The sequence below is a fragment of the Micrococcus sp. HOU01 genome, assembly GCF_035609305.1.
Lineage (GTDB): Bacteria > Actinomycetota > Actinomycetes > Actinomycetales > Micrococcaceae > Micrococcus > Micrococcus luteus.
The window spans coordinates 1,249,393-1,266,168 of record NZ_CP141211.1 but is presented as its reverse complement, the minus strand read 5'-3'; the positions used below and the strand labels follow the sequence as shown (position 1 = coordinate 1,266,168).

At 73.2% G+C, this 16,776-nt stretch carries 11 protein-coding genes; 6 read left to right on the top strand and 5 right to left on the bottom strand.

Annotation, left to right across the window (positions count from 1 at the left end; all coding sequences use genetic code 11):
* Positions 1 to 9: 9 nt before the first annotated feature.
* Positions 10 to 1,584, bottom strand: a complete 1,575-nt coding sequence (locus tag SOY78_RS05820; RefSeq protein WP_036314107.1) for a cytochrome ubiquinol oxidase subunit I — start codon at positions 1,582 to 1,584, stop codon at positions 10 to 12.
* A 270-nt stretch (positions 1,585 to 1,854) separates the two neighbouring features.
* Here SOY78_RS05820 and SOY78_RS05815 point away from each other — a divergent pair, with 270 nt between their 5' ends.
* From SOY78_RS05815 to SOY78_RS05805, 3 genes are read left to right on the top strand one after another with little or no spacing between them, the layout of a single operon-like run.
* On the top strand, positions 1,855 to 2,886 hold the full coding sequence (locus tag SOY78_RS05815; protein WP_036314104.1) for a 3-oxoacyl-ACP synthase III: 1,032 nt from the start codon (positions 1,855 to 1,857) through the stop codon (positions 2,884 to 2,886).
* Positions 2,887 to 2,904: 18 nt separating this feature from the next.
* A complete protein-coding gene (locus tag SOY78_RS05810; protein WP_250161798.1) occupies positions 2,905 to 5,841 on the top strand; it encodes an alpha/beta fold hydrolase in 2,937 nt (978 codons plus the stop codon).
* The gene (locus tag SOY78_RS05805) at positions 5,838 to 6,911 is read left to right on the top strand and encodes an NAD-dependent epimerase/dehydratase family protein (RefSeq protein ID WP_036384625.1); all 1,074 of its coding nucleotides are present in this window, start codon (positions 5,838 to 5,840) and stop codon (positions 6,909 to 6,911) included. The genes SOY78_RS05810 and SOY78_RS05805 overlap by 4 nt, the downstream gene beginning before the upstream one ends.
* Before the next feature lie 142 nt (positions 6,912 to 7,053).
* Here the strand turns inward: SOY78_RS05805 and SOY78_RS05800 are convergent, their stop codons facing one another.
* Complete coding sequence (locus SOY78_RS05800) at positions 7,054 to 9,159, bottom strand: DNA gyrase/topoisomerase IV subunit B (RefSeq protein WP_036384624.1); 2,106 nt, start codon at positions 9,157 to 9,159, stop codon at positions 7,054 to 7,056.
* Between the two features lie 251 nt (positions 9,160 to 9,410).
* On the opposite strand from SOY78_RS05800, the gene SOY78_RS05795 reads away from it, so the two are divergent.
* The gene (locus SOY78_RS05795) at positions 9,411 to 9,620 is read left to right on the top strand and encodes a DUF7455 domain-containing protein (RefSeq protein ID WP_002858172.1); all 210 of its coding nucleotides are present in this window, start codon (positions 9,411 to 9,413) and stop codon (positions 9,618 to 9,620) included.
* A 65-nt stretch (positions 9,621 to 9,685) separates the two neighbouring features.
* Here the strand turns inward: SOY78_RS05795 and SOY78_RS05790 are convergent, their stop codons facing one another.
* From SOY78_RS05790 to SOY78_RS05780, 3 genes are all read right to left on the bottom strand, one after another.
* Positions 9,686 to 11,161: an RNA polymerase sigma factor gene (locus tag SOY78_RS05790; protein WP_036384623.1), complete on the bottom strand. Its 1,476-nt coding sequence runs from the start codon at positions 11,159 to 11,161 to the stop codon at positions 9,686 to 9,688.
* A 235-nt stretch (positions 11,162 to 11,396) separates the two neighbouring features.
* Entirely contained in the window at positions 11,397 to 12,455 is a 1,059-nt protein-coding gene (locus SOY78_RS05785; protein WP_012750911.1) for a DUF4192 domain-containing protein, read from the bottom strand.
* A gap of 36 nt (positions 12,456 to 12,491) precedes the next feature.
* Positions 12,492 to 13,448: a PAC2 family protein gene (locus SOY78_RS05780; protein WP_036384622.1), complete on the bottom strand. Its 957-nt coding sequence runs from the start codon at positions 13,446 to 13,448 to the stop codon at positions 12,492 to 12,494.
* A gap of 234 nt (positions 13,449 to 13,682) precedes the next feature.
* On the opposite strand from SOY78_RS05780, the gene SOY78_RS05775 reads away from it, so the two are divergent.
* Together SOY78_RS05775 and lpdA are read left to right on the top strand one after the other, a co-directional pair.
* Positions 13,683 to 15,215 (top strand): leucyl aminopeptidase, encoded by a 1,533-nt coding sequence (locus SOY78_RS05775; protein WP_145951433.1) that lies wholly within the window; start codon positions 13,683 to 13,685, stop codon positions 15,213 to 15,215.
* 115 nt (positions 15,216 to 15,330) lie between these two features.
* The gene (lpdA, locus tag SOY78_RS05770) at positions 15,331 to 16,710 is read left to right on the top strand and encodes a dihydrolipoyl dehydrogenase (protein WP_036336938.1); all 1,380 of its coding nucleotides are present in this window, start codon (positions 15,331 to 15,333) and stop codon (positions 16,708 to 16,710) included.
* The last annotated feature ends 66 nt before the right edge of the window (positions 16,711 to 16,776 follow it).

Genomic DNA, 16,776 nt, shown 5'->3' with positions numbered 1-16,776 from the left:
GCGAGCGGGTCAGTAGGCGAACGCGAGCACGTCGTCGCGGTCGCGCTTCTGTTCATCGGAGTGCTCGGCGGCGGTGAGCTCCGGCATGGCGGCCGGGACGCCGCCGCGGACGAACCGGGTCAGCAGGAAGACCTCGACGCCCAGCAGCACCGCGTAGATCCCGACCAGGACGATCAGGGACACGAGGACCTCTTCACCCGTGACCCCGGGCGAGACGGCCGCGGCGGTGAACATGTACACCTGATCCACGCCCATCGCCGGGTTCGGGTACACCACGAACGGCTGCCGGCCCATCTCGGTGAACACCCAGCCGGTCATGTTCGCCGCGAACGGCGCCCCGATCGAGGCCACGGCCAGGCGCATCCAGCCACGGGAGGCCGGGACGGTGCCGCGGCGGGAGAACCACAGCGCGCCCAGTGCCGCGAGCGCGCCGAGTCCGCCGAAGAGGATCATGAGCCGGAATCCCCAGTAGGTGACCTCCATCAGCGGCAGATAGGAGATCTCGCTGCCGGCGCGGTCGCCGTAGAGCTCGGAGTCGGGCAGGTGCGTGCCGTACTTCTGCTCGAACTCCGGCAGCAGGGTGTTGATGCCGCGCACCGGCGTGGTGAAGTCCTCGTACGCGAGGTAGGAGAGCAGGCCCGGCACCTCGATCACGCCCTGGACGTCCTCGCAGGTGGTCGCTCCACCCGAGCGCACATCGCCGAGGGTGAGCACGGAGAACGCGGTGCCGTCGTGGCAGGCGGCCTCCGCGGCGGCCATCTTGGTGGGCTGGAAGTGGATCATCTGCTGGGCCTGGGCATGGCCGGAGAATGCGGTGCCGACGAAGCCGATCAGGGCGACGGCCGCCCCGGCGCGCAGCGAGGTGAGCCAGACGCGGTGGTCGGTGCGGTCCCGGGCGGCGGTGCCGGCGTCGCCGACGACGACCCGGCCCGCCTCGTCCACGACGTCGATGCCGTCCCGGCGGCGCTTCCACAGGTGGTACCAGGCGATCCCCACGAGGAAGCCGCCGGCCACGGCCCAGGAGCCGAAGATGGTGTGCGGGTAGTGGGTGAGGACGATCGGGTTGGTCAGCACGGCGCCGAGGTCGTTGAGCACCGGGCGGCCGTCGACGACCTCATAGCCCACCGGGTGCTGCATGAAGCCGTTGGCCACCATGATGAAGTAGGCCGAGAGGTTGATCCCCAGCACCGCGCACCACAGGGCGGCCAGGTGGAGTCTTCGCGGGATCCGGTCCCAGCCGAAGATCCAGATGCCCAGGAACACCGATTCCAGGAAGAACGCGATGAGCGCCTCGAGGGCCAGCGGCGCCCCGAAGACGTCCCCGACGAACCGGGAGTACTCCGACCAGGCCATGCCGAACTGGAACTCCTGCACCAGCCCGGTGGCCACGCCCATGATGAAGTTGATCAGGAACAGCTTTCCCCAGAACTTCGTCATCCGCAGGTAGTGGTCCTTGCCCGTGGCGACCCAGAGGGTCTGCAGGACGGCGACGACGAGGCCGAGTCCGATGGTCAGCGGGACCATGAGGAAGTGGTAGACGGTGGTGATGCCGAACTGCCACCGTGCGAGTTCGAGGGGATCCACGAGGCTGCGCTCCTGAGACAGGCGTTCGACCGCGACAACGCGGTCGCTGGATACCACCACCCTAGTCCGTCGGACGTCGTGACATCGCCGGACGGCGCCGGGCCGACGACGCCCTGACCGTGTCCGCGGACTGTCCCGGCCGAGGCGACCCTGTTCGCCTCGGGCCGATCGAGGCCTCCGACGGGCGCCCCGCCCGACCCCTCCGATACAGTGGGCTGTCGTCTCACCGCAGGTGAGCGCCCCCTCCCCGACCCCCGCAGATTGGTCCTGGTGACGAACGTGTCCGGCAACGCCAGCTACGAGTACTCCCGCGCCGCCCTCCTGGCGGTCACCGAGGTGGAGGCCCCCGTCGAAGTCACCTCGCAGGACCTCGACGACCAGCTGGCGGAGGTGCTCACCCGCCTGCGCCTGCCCGGCTCCCTCCTGGAGCGGGTGGCCGGTGTGCGCAGCCGACGGAACTGGGACGAGACCGAGGACTTCCAGGAGGCCGCCGCGCGCGCCGGCGTCGCGGCCCTGGAGCAGGCCGGCGTCCCGCGGGAGCGGGTGGGCCTGCTCGTGAACACGTCGGTGACCCGGGCCACGCTCGAGCCCTCCGTGGCCGTGCGGATCCACCACCTCATGGGGCTGCCCACCTCGGCGACCAACTTCGACATCACGAACGCGTGCCTCGGGTTCGTCAACGGCCTCATGCTCGCCTCCACCCTGGTGGACGCCGGCCAGATCGACTACGCGGTCGTGGTCGCCGCCGAGGACGCCTCGAAGGTGCAGGCCGCCACCGTGGCCAACCTGCACGCCGAGACCACGCACCGCGGCAACTTCATGGAGCAGTTCGCGTCCCTGACGTTGGGCTCCGGGGCCGCCGCCGCCGTCGTCGGCCGCATCGAGGACCACCCGGACGCCCATCGGATCGTCCGCGGGATCACCCGCGCCGGCACCGACCACCACGGCCTGTGCGTGGGCGACCACCACGGCATGTACACCGACTCCACCGCCCTGCTCAAGGACGGTCTCGAGCTCGTGATGGACGCGTGGCACGACGTCCCGGCGGAGTGGGCGTGGCCGCAGGCCGACCGGTTCATCACCCACCAGGTCTCGCAGATGCACACCGACGCGATCGCGGAGTCCGCCCACCTGGACCCGGCGCGCATCCCGACGACGTTCCCCACGCTGGGCAACGTCGGCCCGGCGTCGCTGCCCATCACCCTCGTGCGGGAGATGGACGCCCTGGAGGACGGGGACACAGTGGTCTGCCTGGGCGTGGGCTCGGGTCTGAACACCGCGATGCTCGAGATCGAATGGTGAGCTGAAGGAGCCAGAGCCATGCCCCAGATCCCCGCCGCCCCCGCCGCCCTGCCGCCGGCCGACCGACTGCCCGGCTGGGACCCGGCATGGTCCCGCCTCGTGGAGATCCGCTCCGCCGCGGACCCGGAGGGGACCGTGCGGACGCTGCACGTGGCGGACACCGGTCCCGTGCTCGCGGCGGCCGGGGCCGAGATCGTCGGCACGATCGTGGCGTTGCACGGCAACCCGACCTGGTCCTGGCTGTGGCGGTCCCTGCTCGCGGAGACCGTGCGCCGGGCACGCCGGGGCATGGCCGCGTGGCGCGTCGTGGCGCCGGACCAGCTAGACATGGGCTTCTCCGAGCGCCTCGCGCACGCGGGCTCCCCGTCCGCCGCGTCGATGGGCCGTGCCGGCGACACCTACCGCACGCTGGGCGGCCGCATCGCCGACCTGGACGCCCTGCTGGCGGCTCTCGGGCTGCGCGACCTGGCAGCCACCGGCCACCCGCTGATCACGCTCGGCCACGACTGGGGCGGCGTCGTGTCCCTCGGCTGGGCGGCGCGTCATCCGGAGCTGGTGGCCGGCGTCGCGACCCTGAACACCGCGGTCCACCAGCCCGAGGGGGCGCCGATCCCCGCCCCGCTGCAGGCCGCCCTCGCCGGGCCCGTCCTGCCGGCCTCCACCGTCACCACGGACGCCTTCCTCTCCGTGACGACCTCCCTCGCCACCCCGGCCCTCGACCGCGAGACCCGGGCCGCCTACCACCTGCCCTACGACACGGCGGCCCGACGCGGCGGCGTCGGCGGCTTCGTCGCGGACATCCCGGCCGACCCCGGCCACGGCAGCCATCCCGAACTGCAGCGGGTGGGCGAGGACCTCGCCGCCCTGGGTCGCACCGACGTGCCCGCCCTCATCCTGTGGGGCGCCGACGACCCGGTCTTCCTGGACCGCTACCTCGACGACCTCCGCGACCGCCTGCCCCACGCGCGCGTGCACCGCTACGAGCAGGCGGGGCACCTGCTCGTGGACGACCGCGACATCACCGCGCCCCTGCTGCAGTGGGCCCAGCTGCTGCGCGGCGGCCAGCTCTCCGACCCCGCCTCGGGGCTGCCGGGCCCCGTCCCGCACGCCACCGCCGACGCGGCCGCCGACCCGGGCCTGGAGGTGGACCTCGGGGAGGAGCCCGGAGCCCGCGAGCCCGGCGTGGTCCGACTCTGGGACCACCTCCGCGACTGGGGCGCCCCCGGCTCGGACCACCGCGAGTACACCGCGCTGGTGGACATGGCCGGCGCCCAGGCCGGCCGCTCGCTCGTGGGCACCGCCCGCCGACCCGTGGCGGTCACCTGGGGCGAGCTGCAGGAGATGGTCTCGGCCATCGCCACCGGGCTGTGGGCCGCGGGCATGCGGCCGGGCGACCGGGTCGCCATGCTCGTGCCGCCGGGCCGCGACCTGTCGGCGGCGCTGTACGCCGTGCTGCGCGTGGGCGCCGTCGCCGTGGTGGCGGACCAGGGCCTCGGCGTCAAGGGCATGACCCGGGCGATGAAGTCGGCCCGCCCCCGCTGGATCATCGGTCGCACCCCCGGGCTGACACTCGCCCGCGCCCAGTCCTGGCCGGGCACCCGGATCTCCGTGACCGAGCCGGGCGCCGCCCAGCGCCGCCTGCTCGACGTCTCCGACTCGCTCTACGCGATGGTCGACCGCCACCGGGACCCGGCCGCGGCCGACGCCGTCGACGAGCACGGCACCGTGCTGCCCGAGCCAGCCCTGGACGCGGACGCCGCGGTGCTGTTCACGTCCGGCTCCACGGGCCCGGCCAAGGGCGTCGTGTACACGCACGAGCGGCTGGGCCGCCTCGTGGCGCTGATCTCCCGCACCCTGGGCATCCGCCCGGGCGGCTCCCTGCTGGCCGGCTTCGCCCCGTTCGCGCTGCTCGGACCCGCCCTGGGCGCCGCGTCCGTCTCCCCGGACATGGACGTCACCCAGCCGGCCACCCTCACCGCGCAGAAGCTGGCCGACGCCGCGATCGCCGGGCAGTCGAGCGTGCTGTTCGCCTCCCCCGCCGCCCTGGCGAACGTGGTCGCGACCGCCGACGGCCTCGACGCGCCCCGGCGCGAGGCACTCGACGCCGTGCGCCTCGTGCTCTCGGCCGGCGCCCCCGTGCACCCGCAGCTGATGCGTCAGGTCTCGGACCTCATGCCGAACGCCCGGGTCCACACGCCGTGGGGCATGACCGAGGGGCTGCTGCTCACGGACATCGACGGCGCCGAGGTGCAGCGCCTGCGCACCGCCGACGACGAGGGCGTCTGCGTGGGCTCCGCGCTGCCCACGGTGTCCCTGGCCATCGCGCCGCTGCTCGAGGACGGCAGCGCCGACGACGTCATCCTCGACCCCGCGCGGGGCCACGGCGTCCTCGGCGAGATCGTGGTCAGCGCCCCCCACCTGAAGGACCGCTACGACGCGCTCTGGCACACCGACCAGCAGAGCAAGCGAGACGGGCTGTGGCGGCGCGACGGCCGGGTGTGGCACCGCACCGCCGACGTCGGCCACATCGATGCCGAGGGCCGCGTCTGGCTCGAGGGCCGGCTCCAGCACGTCATCACCACGCCCGAGGGCCCGATCGGTCCGGGCGGGCCCGAGAAGACCGTCGACGCCCTCGGGCCGGTGCGGCGCAGCGCCGTCGTCGGCGTCGGGCCCCGGGGCACGCAGGCCGTGGTCGTCGTCGTGGAGGCGGCCGTGCCGGCCACGCGCCCGGCGCGGCGCCCGGGTCACCACCGCGACGGCCGGCCCAAGCAGGGCCTCGCCCCGACCGCGCTGGCCTCCGCCGTGCGCGCGGCCCTCGAGCCGCTGCCGGTGGCCGCGGTGCTCGTGGCCGATGAGATCCCCACGGACATCCGGCACAACTCCAAGATCGACCGCGCCCGGGTGGCCGACTGGGCGGAGGCCGTGCTCGCCGGCGGGAAGGCGGGTGCGCTGTGAGCGGCTTCGGCTACGACGTCGGCCTCGACGCCGCCGGCATGCCCGACCTCGTCGAGCGCCTCGAGTCCCGCCGCGTCCTGGTGACCGGCGCCTCGGGGCTGCTGGGCGCGGGCGTCGCCCGGGTGCTCGCCGATGCCGGCAACGACGTGACCACCCTGCAGCGGCGTCCCTCGGGCGTGCCCGGTGCGCGGGACGTGCGCGGGTCCGTGACCGACCCGGCCGCCGTCGAGGAGGCCCTGACCGGCGCGGACACCGTGGTGCACGTGGCCGCGAAGGTGTCCGTGTCCGGTCCCGAGCACGAGTACGAGGCCGTGAACGTGGAGGGCACGCGCATCCTGTTGCACGCCGCACAGCGCCACGGCGTGCGACGCTTCGTCCACGTCTCCTCCCCCTCCGTGGCGCACGCCGGCGACTCCATCGTCGGCGAGGGCGCCGGAGCCGCCAGCCCCGAGCACGCGCGCGGACCCTACGCGCGCACGAAGGCGGCCGGCGAGCGACTGGCCCTGGCCGCCGACCGCGACGACTTCCGCGTCCTGGTGCTGCGCCCCCACCTGATGTGGGGGCCCGGGGACCTGCAGCTCACCGACCGGATCGTGCAGCGCGCGCGGGCCGGGCGAATGCCCGTGCTCGGCACGGGCGCTCCCCTGGTCGACACGCTGTACACGGCCAACGCCGTCGAGGCCGTGGTGGCGGCTGTGTCCGCGGCCGACGTGCACCACGGCGAGGCCCTCGTGGTCACCAACGGCGAGCCGCGACCGGTCGGCGAGCTGATCCGCCAGATCGCGCTGGCGGGCGGCGCCGCGGAGCCCGAACGCCGCGTCCCGGCGGGCCTGGCCCGGCGCGCCGGTGCCCTGATCGAGCGGGCGTGGGAGCGGGATCTGTTCGGGCTGCGGTCCCGGGGCGTGGGCTCCGACGACGGCGAGCCGCCGCTGACCGAGTTCCTCGCCGAGCAGCTCTCGACCGCCCACTGGTTCGACCAGCGTCGCACCCGTGAGGTCCTCGCGTGGACGCCGACCGTGAGCATCGACGAGGGCCTGCACCGCGTCGCGGCGTACTACCGCGACCGCTGACGTCCGCCGCGGTCGGAGCAGCCGCCCGCCCAGGGCTTTCGTTCGGGAAACGGCGCGGGTCACGCCGCTTTCGTTCGGGAAACGGCGGCGACTGCGCCGCCGACGCCTCGGTGCCCGCCGTTTCCCGAACGAAAGTGGGGGGTCAGGCGTCGATGCGCTCGCGGTCCAGCTCGTCGGCGTGGGAGACGATGAAGTCCTTGCGGGGGGCCACGGCGGAGCCCATGAGCAGGTCGAAGACCCGCTCGGCGGCCTCCACCTCGGCGATGTTCACGCGGCGGAGCATGCGGTGGCGCGGGTCCATCGTGGTCTCGGCCAGCTGGTCGGCGTCCATCTCGCCCAGGCCCTTGTAGCGCTGGATCGGCTCGCGGTACGAGCGACCCTCCCGCTCCAGGCGGGCGAGCGTCGCGTGCAGCTCCTGCTCCGAGTACGTGTAGATGACCTCGCGTTCCTTCACGCCGCGGGTCACCGCCTCGATCCGGTGCAGCGGCGGGACGGCCGCGTACACGCGCCCGGCCTCGACCATGGGACGCATGTAGCGGAAGAAGAGCGTCAGCAGGAGGGTGCGGATGTGGGCACCGTCCACGTCCGCGTCCGTCATCAGCACGACCTTGCCGTAGCGGGCCGCATCCAGGTCGAAGCTGCGCCCCGCGCCGCCCCCGACGACCTGGATCAGCGCCGCGCACTCGGCATTGGCCAGGATGTCCGAGACGGAGGCCTTCTGCACGTTCAGGATCTTGCCCCGGATCGGCAGCAGGGCCTGGAAGTCGGAGGACCGGGCCAGCTTGGCGGTGCCGAGCGCCGAGTCGCCCTCGACGATGAACAGCTCGGAGGAGGCGACGTCGTTGCTGCGGCAGTCCGCCAGCTTGGCCGGCATCGTCGAGGTCTCCAGGGCGTTCTTGCGCCGCTGGTTCTCCTTGTGGGTGCGCGCGGAGATGCGCGACTTCATCTCCGCGACGACCTTCTCCAGCAGCGTGTGCACCTGCTGCTTCTGGGCGCGGGCCGTGGAGGTGAGGCGGGCGGTCAGCTGCTTCTCCACCACCTGGGAGACGATCCGCCGCACCGCGGAGGTGCCGAGGATCTCCTTGGTCTGTCCCTCGAACTGCGGCTCGGCGAGCCGCACCGTCAGGACGGCGGTCATGCCGGCCAGCACGTCGTCCTTCTCCACCTTGTCCGACCCGGCCTTGAGCCGGCGCGCGTTGGCCTCCACCTGGGCGCGGAACGCCTTCAGCAGTGCCGCCTCGAACCCGGACTGGTGGGTGCCGCCCTTGGGCGTGGCGATGATGTTCACGAAGGACCGGAACACGGTGTCGTAGCCGACGTCCCAGCGCAGGGCGACGTCCACCTCGCACGTGCGCTGCACATCCTGCATGGAGGTGCGCCCGTCCTCGCCGAGCACCGGGACCCGCTCCTTGAAGGTGCCGGAGCCCTGGATCCGCCACACGTCCGTCACCGGGGTGGCGGGCGTGAGGTGCTCCACGAACTCGGAGATGCCGCCGTCGTACTGGAAGACCTCCTCGACCGGGCCGTCGGCGCCGGGCGTGCCGGGTCGGCGGCGCAGGTCCTTGACCGTGATCCGCAGGCCCGGGATCAGGTAGGCGGTCTGGCGCGCCCGCGCCTGGAGCTCCTCGGCGGAGAACGTCGCGTCCTTCACGAAGATCTGCTCGTCCGCCCAGTAGCGCACGCGCGTGCCGGTCTGCCCACGTTTGGCCTTCCCGACGACGTCCAGCGGCGAGGCGTCCGTGGACGGCTCGAACGGGGCGTCCGGCGACGGGCGCGACCCGTCCTGGAAGCGGCCCGGCTCGCCGCGCCGGAACGACATCTGATGGACCTTGCCCCCGCGCAGCACCTGCACGTCCAGGCGCGAGGACAGGGCGTTGACCACCGACGCGCCCACGCCGTGCAGGCCGCCCGAGGCGGCGTAGGAACCGCCGCCGAACTTGCCGCCGGCGTGGAGCTTGGTGAACACCACCTCGACGCCGGACAGACCGGTGCGCGGCTCCACGTCCACGGGGATGCCGCGCCCGTTGTCCTCGACCTCGACGGAGCCGTCCGGATGCAGGGTGATCTCGATCGACTGCCCGAAGCCGGCCAGGGCCTCGTCCACCGAGTTGTCGATGATCTCCCAGAGGCAGTGCATGAGGCCGCGGGAATCGGTGGAGCCGATGTACATGCCCGGCCGCTTGCGGACGGCCTCGAGCCCCTCCAGCACGGAGAGGTGGCGGGCGTTGTACTCGGTGTTCGCGGGCACGGGGCGGGCCTTTCGGTGGACGACGGCGGCCGGTCCAGCCTACTCCGCGGGCCGGACACGCCAGGATCCGAGCCGGACCTCCCGGGCCGCCCGGCCCGGGCGCTTGCGTACGCGGGTGGCGAAACGCGGGTGCGGGGCGGGCGCGCGGGGAAGTTCCCTGCCATCCTTGCTGTTCCATGGGACAAGAGGAGGACCGGCCCGCCCCACCGGCGTCGTCGCCCTCCAGCCCCGAGAGACCCGAGGAGGACACCATGTCCATCACCGCCGTGGCCGAGCCGGCCGCCCTCACCCGTTCCGACCGCTGCGACCGCTGCGGCGCGCAGGCCTACGTCCGCGCCGTGCTGCACTCCGGCGGTGCCCTCCAGTTCTGCGCCCACCACGCCCGCGCCGTCGAGGACGCGCTGCGTCCCCAGGCCGCGCTGTGGCAGGACGAGACGGACCGCCTCACCGCCGGCGCCTGAGGCGCCCGGCATGACGAAGGGCCGGACCCCCGCGGGGGTCCGGCCCTTCGTCATGCCGCTCCGACTCAGTCCAGGTAGTCCCGGAGCACCTGCGAGCGGGAGGGGTGACGCAGCTTGGACATGGTCTTCGACTCGATCTGGCGGATCCGCTCGCGCGTCACTCCATAGACCTTGCCGATCTCATCCAGCGTCTTGGGCTGTCCGTCGGTCAGGCCGAAGCGCATGGCGACGACACCGGCCTCGCGCTCGGAGAGCGTGTCGAGCACCGAGTGCAGCTGCTCCTGGAGCAGCGTGAAGGAGACGGCGTCCGCGGGCACGACGGCCTCGGAGTCCTCGATCAGGTCGCCGAACTCGGAGTCGCCGTCCTCGCCGAGCGGGGTGTGCAGGGAGATGGGCTCGCGGCCGTACTTCTGCACCTCCACGACCTTCTCCGGGGTCATGTCCAGCTCCTTGGCCAGCTCCTCCGGGGTGGGCTCGCGGCCGAGGTCCTGGAGCATCTGCCGCTGCACGCGGGCCAGCTTGTTGATGACCTCCACCATGTGCACCGGGATGCGGATGGTGCGGGCCTGGTCCGCCATGGCGCGGGTGATGGCCTGACGGATCCACCACGTGGCATACGTGGAGAACTTGAAGCCCTTGGTGTAGTCGAACTTCTCGACGGCGCGGATCAGGCCGAGGTTGCCCTCCTGGATGAGGTCCAGGAACAGCATGCCGCGGCCGGTGTAGCGCTTGGCCAGGGAGACCACCAGACGCAGGTTGGCCTCGAGCAGGTGGTTCTTGGCCTTGCGCCCGTCCGCGATGATCAGCTGGATGTCCCGGCGCTCGCGGTAGTCGTCGGAGGCCTCGTGCTGCACGACGTGCTCGGCGTAGAGGCCGGCCTCGATGCGCATGGCCAGGTCCACCTCCTGCTCGGCGTTGAGCAGGGCGACCTTGCCGATCTGCTTCAGGTAGTCCTTCACCGGGTCCGCCGTGGCACCCGCCACGACCACCTGCTGCACCGGGGCGTCGTCCTCGGAGTCGTCCATGACGAACGCGCCCTTGGACTGGGCCACCTTCTGGCCCGTGGCGGCCTTCGTGCCGGTCACGGCCTCCGCGTCCATCGCCGGGCGCTCCGGAGCGTCCGAGCCGTCCGCGTCCGCGTCGTCCGAGTCCTCGGTGGCGGTCTCGTCCTCCACCACGTCCTCCTCGACGGCGTCGGCGGCCTCGGTGCGCTCGCGCGCCTGGACGAGCTCCTCGTCGTCCTCGGCCTGCTCGGCGGAGGCGGCGGACGCGGTGGCCTTCTTGCCCCCGGTCGTGGCGGTCTTCTTCGCGGCGGTGGTCTTGGCCGTGGCGGTGGTCTTGGCCGCGGTGGGCTTCCGGGTCGCCTTCTTCTTGGCCGTCGGCGTGGCAGCGGTCTTGGTCGCCGCCGACTTCGTCGCGGTTGTCCGCGTCGTGGCGCTCTTCGTGGCTGCCGACTTCTTGGCTGCCGACTTCTTGGCTGCCGTGGAGCGGGTGCGCGTGGTCGTGGCCTCGGAGGCAGTGGTCTCCTTGCCGTCCTGCACACCGCTGGTCGTCGAAGTGGTCACTCGAGGCCTTTCCGTCTCGTCCGCGGCCACCCGCGGATCCTTGCAGTCCATAGACACGTGACCCTGTCAAGTCGCGGCCTCGGACGACCGACGTCGTCCGGGCCCGCCGACTGCAGGGTCCGTGAGTGCCAACGACGGCTGAGACCGATCTATTCCGAACCCGGGAAACGGGCTGCGGTCGGCCGTGCCGTCGTGAAGCCGCATCATTCTCTCATGGGCGGCCACCGTCGGGCCGCCACGCGGTGGCCGGGTCGGTCGCCCAGCCTGCGACGCACCCCGCGGCCACGATGCGTCGCAGGACGGAGACGAACGGGTCGCCGGGACTCAGCGCCGCCGCCGCGGTCAGGTGGGCGTCCGCGTCGGAGCCGTGGCCGCGGGCCCAGCCGACCCACCCGGCCAGTGCCAGGGCCTGAGCCGCCACGGCCGGCGTCGCGACGGGCACGAGCGCGCGCAGCCCCGCCCGCAGGGCGTCCAGCCGGTCCCAGGCCGGCGCCCGGCGCGAGGCCGCGGTGAGGATCCGTTCCTCGTCCCCCGGATCCCCCGTGGCCGCGCCGGACGGCGCGGCGGCATGGAGCAGCAGGCCGTCGCGCCAGGCCGGACGCGTCAGCGGCGAGCCCAGCACGGCGGGGGCGGGCGCACCGCGGCCACGCGCCGTGCCGGTCAGCACCGGCTCCCACTGCGCCAGCCACGCGCGGCGTGCCGGGGGCGCGTCCTGCTCGGGCGGCCGCCACCGCGCGTCGTCGGGCCGGGCCGCGGCGGGACCACGACGCGGGACCGGGTCGGACACCGCCGCGCGGTCCCAGACCGAACCGCGGGTCATCAGGTGCAGGGACAGCGGCGCGGCTCGGGGGTCGAGGGTGCCCTCCTCGGCGATGCTGCTCCCCCACCAGGGGCGCGCCCGTCCGTGCGCGCACGTCCAGGCCGCGGCCAGGGGGCGACCCGCGGACGCCAGGGCGTCGTCGAGCGCCGCGGCCCAGCCGGGACGGGTCAGCGTGGCTCGGGCGCCGTCCGGCAACGCGAGGCAGAGCGTCGCGTCCGCTGCCGCGTCCCGCCGGCACACCTCGGCCACGGCGCAGGCCCAAGCGTCGACGTCGACCTCCTCGGGAGGCAGATCGACCCGCACCACAGCGCGCAGGCGCCCGTCGTGCAGGGTGAGGAGGACGAGGCTGTCCTCGGGCAACCGCCCGAGGGCGTGGCCGACGTAGGCGAGCAGGTCCTCCGGGCCGCGGGCCGGCAGGACGGGGGCGTCGAGCGAGGTGGGGGCTTCCATGCCGCCACCCTCGCCGACCGGGCCCCCGCGGTGGAATCAGTCCCCGTCGTCGGTGGACGGACGGCCGGGTCCGTCCTCCTGTGCAGGAGCGGACCCGCCGCCGGCGTCCCGCGCGGCGAGGTACGCCTCGACGGCGGAGGCGAGTTCGTCGCCGTCGGGCAGGCCCTGCTCGGTCTCGAGCAACGACCGCTCCTGGTCCTCGGCGTTCTGGTCGTAGTTGCGCTCCAGGCCGGCGATCATCTGCTGGATCTCCCCGGACCCGGAGACCTGGCGCTCCAGCTCGGCCTCGATGTCCCGCGAGGCGTCTCGCAGGTCGTCCGAGGGCAGCATGAGCCCCATGGCGGCCCCCGCGTACTCGAGCGCGGCCACGGCCGCCTGGGGGAAGGACGCCTCGGCCACGTAGTGCGGCACATGGACGGTGTAGCCCGCCGTCGGCAGGTCCGCCTCCTCGGCGCGCAGCTCCAGCATCTGCAGCAGCCCCGCGACGATGTCCGCCTGCGGGCTCCAGGTGGACAGCCCCTCGACGGCCTCGGCGCGGGACCCGTGGGTCGTGACCCCGAGCCGCCGCGTGTGCGGCACGGGCAGCGGGGCCGCGTCGAGGAACGTGAGCGAGTCCACCTCCCACTCCTGCGCGAGGCCGAGCACGGCCTCCGTCACCGCCTGCCACCGGAAGTCCGGCTCGGGGCCGGACAGCAGCAGGAAGGGGTGGCCGAGCAGGTCCTCGACCAGCTGCACCTCGAGCGCGGGCAGGCGCAGATCGCGGTAGCGGTCCCGGTCGAACCGGAGCCGGGGACGCCGGGCGCGGTAGTCGAACATCGAGTCGACGTCGAAGGAGACGACGGTCCGATGGGTCAGGTGCTCATGCAGGGCGGCCCGCACCTGCCGAGCGACCCGGCCCGCGTCCATGTGCCCGGTCAGGGCCACGAGCATGCCCAGGCCGGGGGGCACGGGCGCCCCCTCATGACGGGTGTACAGCGGCGCGGCGTCCTGCACGTCTCGTTCCCCTTCCGGTGGTCTGTCTGCGGGAGAGCCGTCCCCGCCGCCCGGATGGCGACGGACGCGGATCCCTCCCTATCCTCTGGCGTCAGTCAACCACGGCACGGCACACTCCTATTCCGCGCCCGCGCGCCCTGGACGGGCGCGCGAGCCCTCTGGCTAGGATGACGCGGGACGGCCCGGCCCACCCCGCCGGGCGCATCCCCCCACCCCCGGAAGAGAGGCCCGTCCGTGATCACCCTGGACCGCCCGACCCTGACCGCCTGTGCCCTGGAGGACCTGACCGCCTCCGCCCTCGTGGTGGGGGTGGGCACCGGCCCGGACGGCCCCGTGCTCCTGACGGACGCGCTGCCGGCCGAGGCGGCCACCGCCCTCGAGGCCTCGTTCGAGCTGCTGGGCGTGCGGGGCGCCGAGGACGAGATCCACCGCCTCCCGGGCCTGGGCGGCGTGCCGGTGCCGCTGCTGGTCCTGGCCGGCGTCGGCGGTCTGGACGACGACGGCGAGGCCGCGGACGAGTCCCTGCGCCGCGCCGCCGGGGCTGCCATGCGCTCCCTGGCCGGCACCGACGCCGTGGCCCTGGCCCTGCCGGCCGACACCCCGGCCCGACTGGCCGCCGTCGCCGAGGGCGCCGTCCTGGGCGCGTACGCCTTCACCGCCCAGAAGTCCGAGCGCGCCCGCGCCGAGACGGACACGTCCCGTCCCGTCCGCGAGGTCGAGGTCGTCACCCCGCTCGCCGCCGCGGACGCCGACCCCGTGCTGCGCCGGGCCGCCGTCGTGGGCGACGCGGTCTGCGCCGTGCGCGACCTGGTGAACACGGCCCCCTCGCACCTCTACCCGGCCACGTTCGCGGACGCCGTCGCGGAGGACCTCGCGGACTCGTCCGTGAGCGTGGACGTGTGGGACGAGGACCGCCTACGCGCCGAGGGCTTCGGCGGCATCCTCGCGATCGGCCAGGGCTCCTCCCGCCCGCCGCGGCTCGTGCGCATCGAGCACGCGCCGGCCGACGCCGCCGCGCACATCGCGCTGGTGGGCAAGGGCATCACCTTCGACACGGGCGGCATCTCGCTGAAGCCCGCCGCCTCGATGATGACGATGAAGTCGGACATGGCCGGCGCCGCCACCGTCTTCGCCGTCGTGCGCGCCGCCGCGGCCCTGGACGTCCCTGTGAAGGTGACCGGCTGGCTGGCGCTGGCCGAGAACATGCCCTCGGGCACCGCCATCCGCCCGTCCGACGTCATCACGATGTACGGCGGCAAGACCGTGGAGGTCATGAACACGGACGCCGAGGGCCGCGTCGTCATGGCCGACGCCCTCGTGGCGGCCACCGACGAGCGACCCGACGCGGTGCTCGACGTGGCCACCCTCACCGGTGCCCAGCTGGTCGCCCTCGGCGTGCGCCACACGGGCGTCATGGGTGACGACGCGCTGCGCGACGAGGTCGTCGCCGCGGCCGACGCGGCCGGGGAGCTCGCGTGGGGCATGCCCCTGCCGGAGCAGCTGCGCGCCTCGCTCACTTCGCGCGTCGCGGACATCTCCAACATGGGCGACCGCTTCGGCGGCATGATGACCGCCGCCACCTTCCTGCGCGAATTCGTCGACGCCGGACGGTCGGAGGGCGACGCCGCCGCACGGACCCCCTGGGCCCACCTCGACATCGCCGGCCCCTCCTTCAACGAGTCGGCCGCGTACGGCTACACCCCGCAGGACGCCACCGGCGTGATGGTGCGGACCCTGTTGGGTCTCATCGAGGGGCGTGCCCGGTAAGGTTGGTCCCGATGTCCACCGCGTCCCCGGCCGCGCGGCCCGCCGCCGACGGCCGGGGGTGGCGGTGACGCACCACCACCACGATCCACCGACCCCAGCACCAAGGAGCAACATCGTGGCCGACAAGGCAACCGCTCAGGAATTCGACGTCCTCGTCCTCGGCGGTGGCTCCGCCGGGTACGCCGCAGCCCTGCGTTCCGTGCAGTACGGCAAGTCCGTCGCCCTCGTGGAGAAGTCCAAGGTCGGCGGCACCTGCCTGCACTGGGGCTGCATCCCCACGAAGGCCTACCTGCACGCCGCCGAGGTGGCCGATGAGACCCGCAACGCCGCCAAGTTCGGCGTCAACGCGACCCTCGAGTCCGTGGACATGGCGAAGGTGCGCGACTACAAGGACGGCATCGTCGCCGGCAAGCACAAGGGCCTGGCCGGCCTGCTGAAGATGCGCAAGGTCCAGGTCATCGAGGGCGAGGGCAAGCTCGTCTCGAAGAACGAGGTCGAGGTCGACGGCACCCGTTACACGGCGGAGAACATCGTGCTGGCCTCCGGCTCCGTGGCCAAGACCATGGGCCTGCCCATCTCCAAGAAGATCATGACCTCCACGGAGGCCCTCGAGCTGGACTACACCCCGAAGTCGGCCATCGTGCTCGGCGGCGGTGTCATCGGCTCCGAGTTCGCGTCCCTGTGGAACTCCTTCGGCGTCGACGTCACCATCATCGAGGGCCTGAAGACCCTGGTCCCCAACGAGGACCCGGCGATCATCAAGGTCCTCGAGCGCGAGTTCAAGAAGAAGGGCATCAAGACCAACCTGGGCACGTTCTTCGACAAGGTCGAGGAGACCGACTCGGGCGTCAAGGTGACCCTCGCGGACGGCAAGGAGTTCGAGGCCGAGGTCTGCCTCGTCGCCGTCGGCCGCGGCCCGAACACCGAGGGCCTCGGCTACGAGGAGCAGGGCGTCAAGATGGACCGCGGCTTCGTCCTCACCGACGAGCGTCTGCACACCGGCGTCGGCAACATCTACGCCGTGGGCGACATCGTTCCCGGTCTGCAGCTGGCGCACCGCGGCTTCCAGCAGGGCATCTTCGTGGCCGAGGAGATCGCCGGCAACAAGCCGATGGTCGTCGAGGACATCAACATCCCGAAGGTCACCTTCACCGAGCCGGAGATCATGTCCGTGGGCTACACCCAGCCCAAGGCGGAGGAGAAGTTCGGCAAGGACAACGTCGAGGTCGCCGAGTACAACCTGGCCGGCAACGGCAAGTCCTCGATCCTCGGCACCGGCGGCATCATCAAGATGATCCGCCAGAAGAACGGCCCGATCGTGGGCGTGCACGGCATCGGCAAGCGCATCGGCGAGCAGATCGGCGAGGCGCAGCTCATCGTGAACTGGGAGGCCTACCCCGAGGACGTCGCCCAGTTCGTGCACGCGCACCCCACGCAGAACGAGGCCCTGGGCGAGGCCGCCATGGCCCTGTTCGGCCACCCGCTGCACAGCTGACCCACCGCACTGACCATCCCGGGTCCGTGCGTCGGGCCCACCTCGCAACCCCGGGTGGGCGCCCCC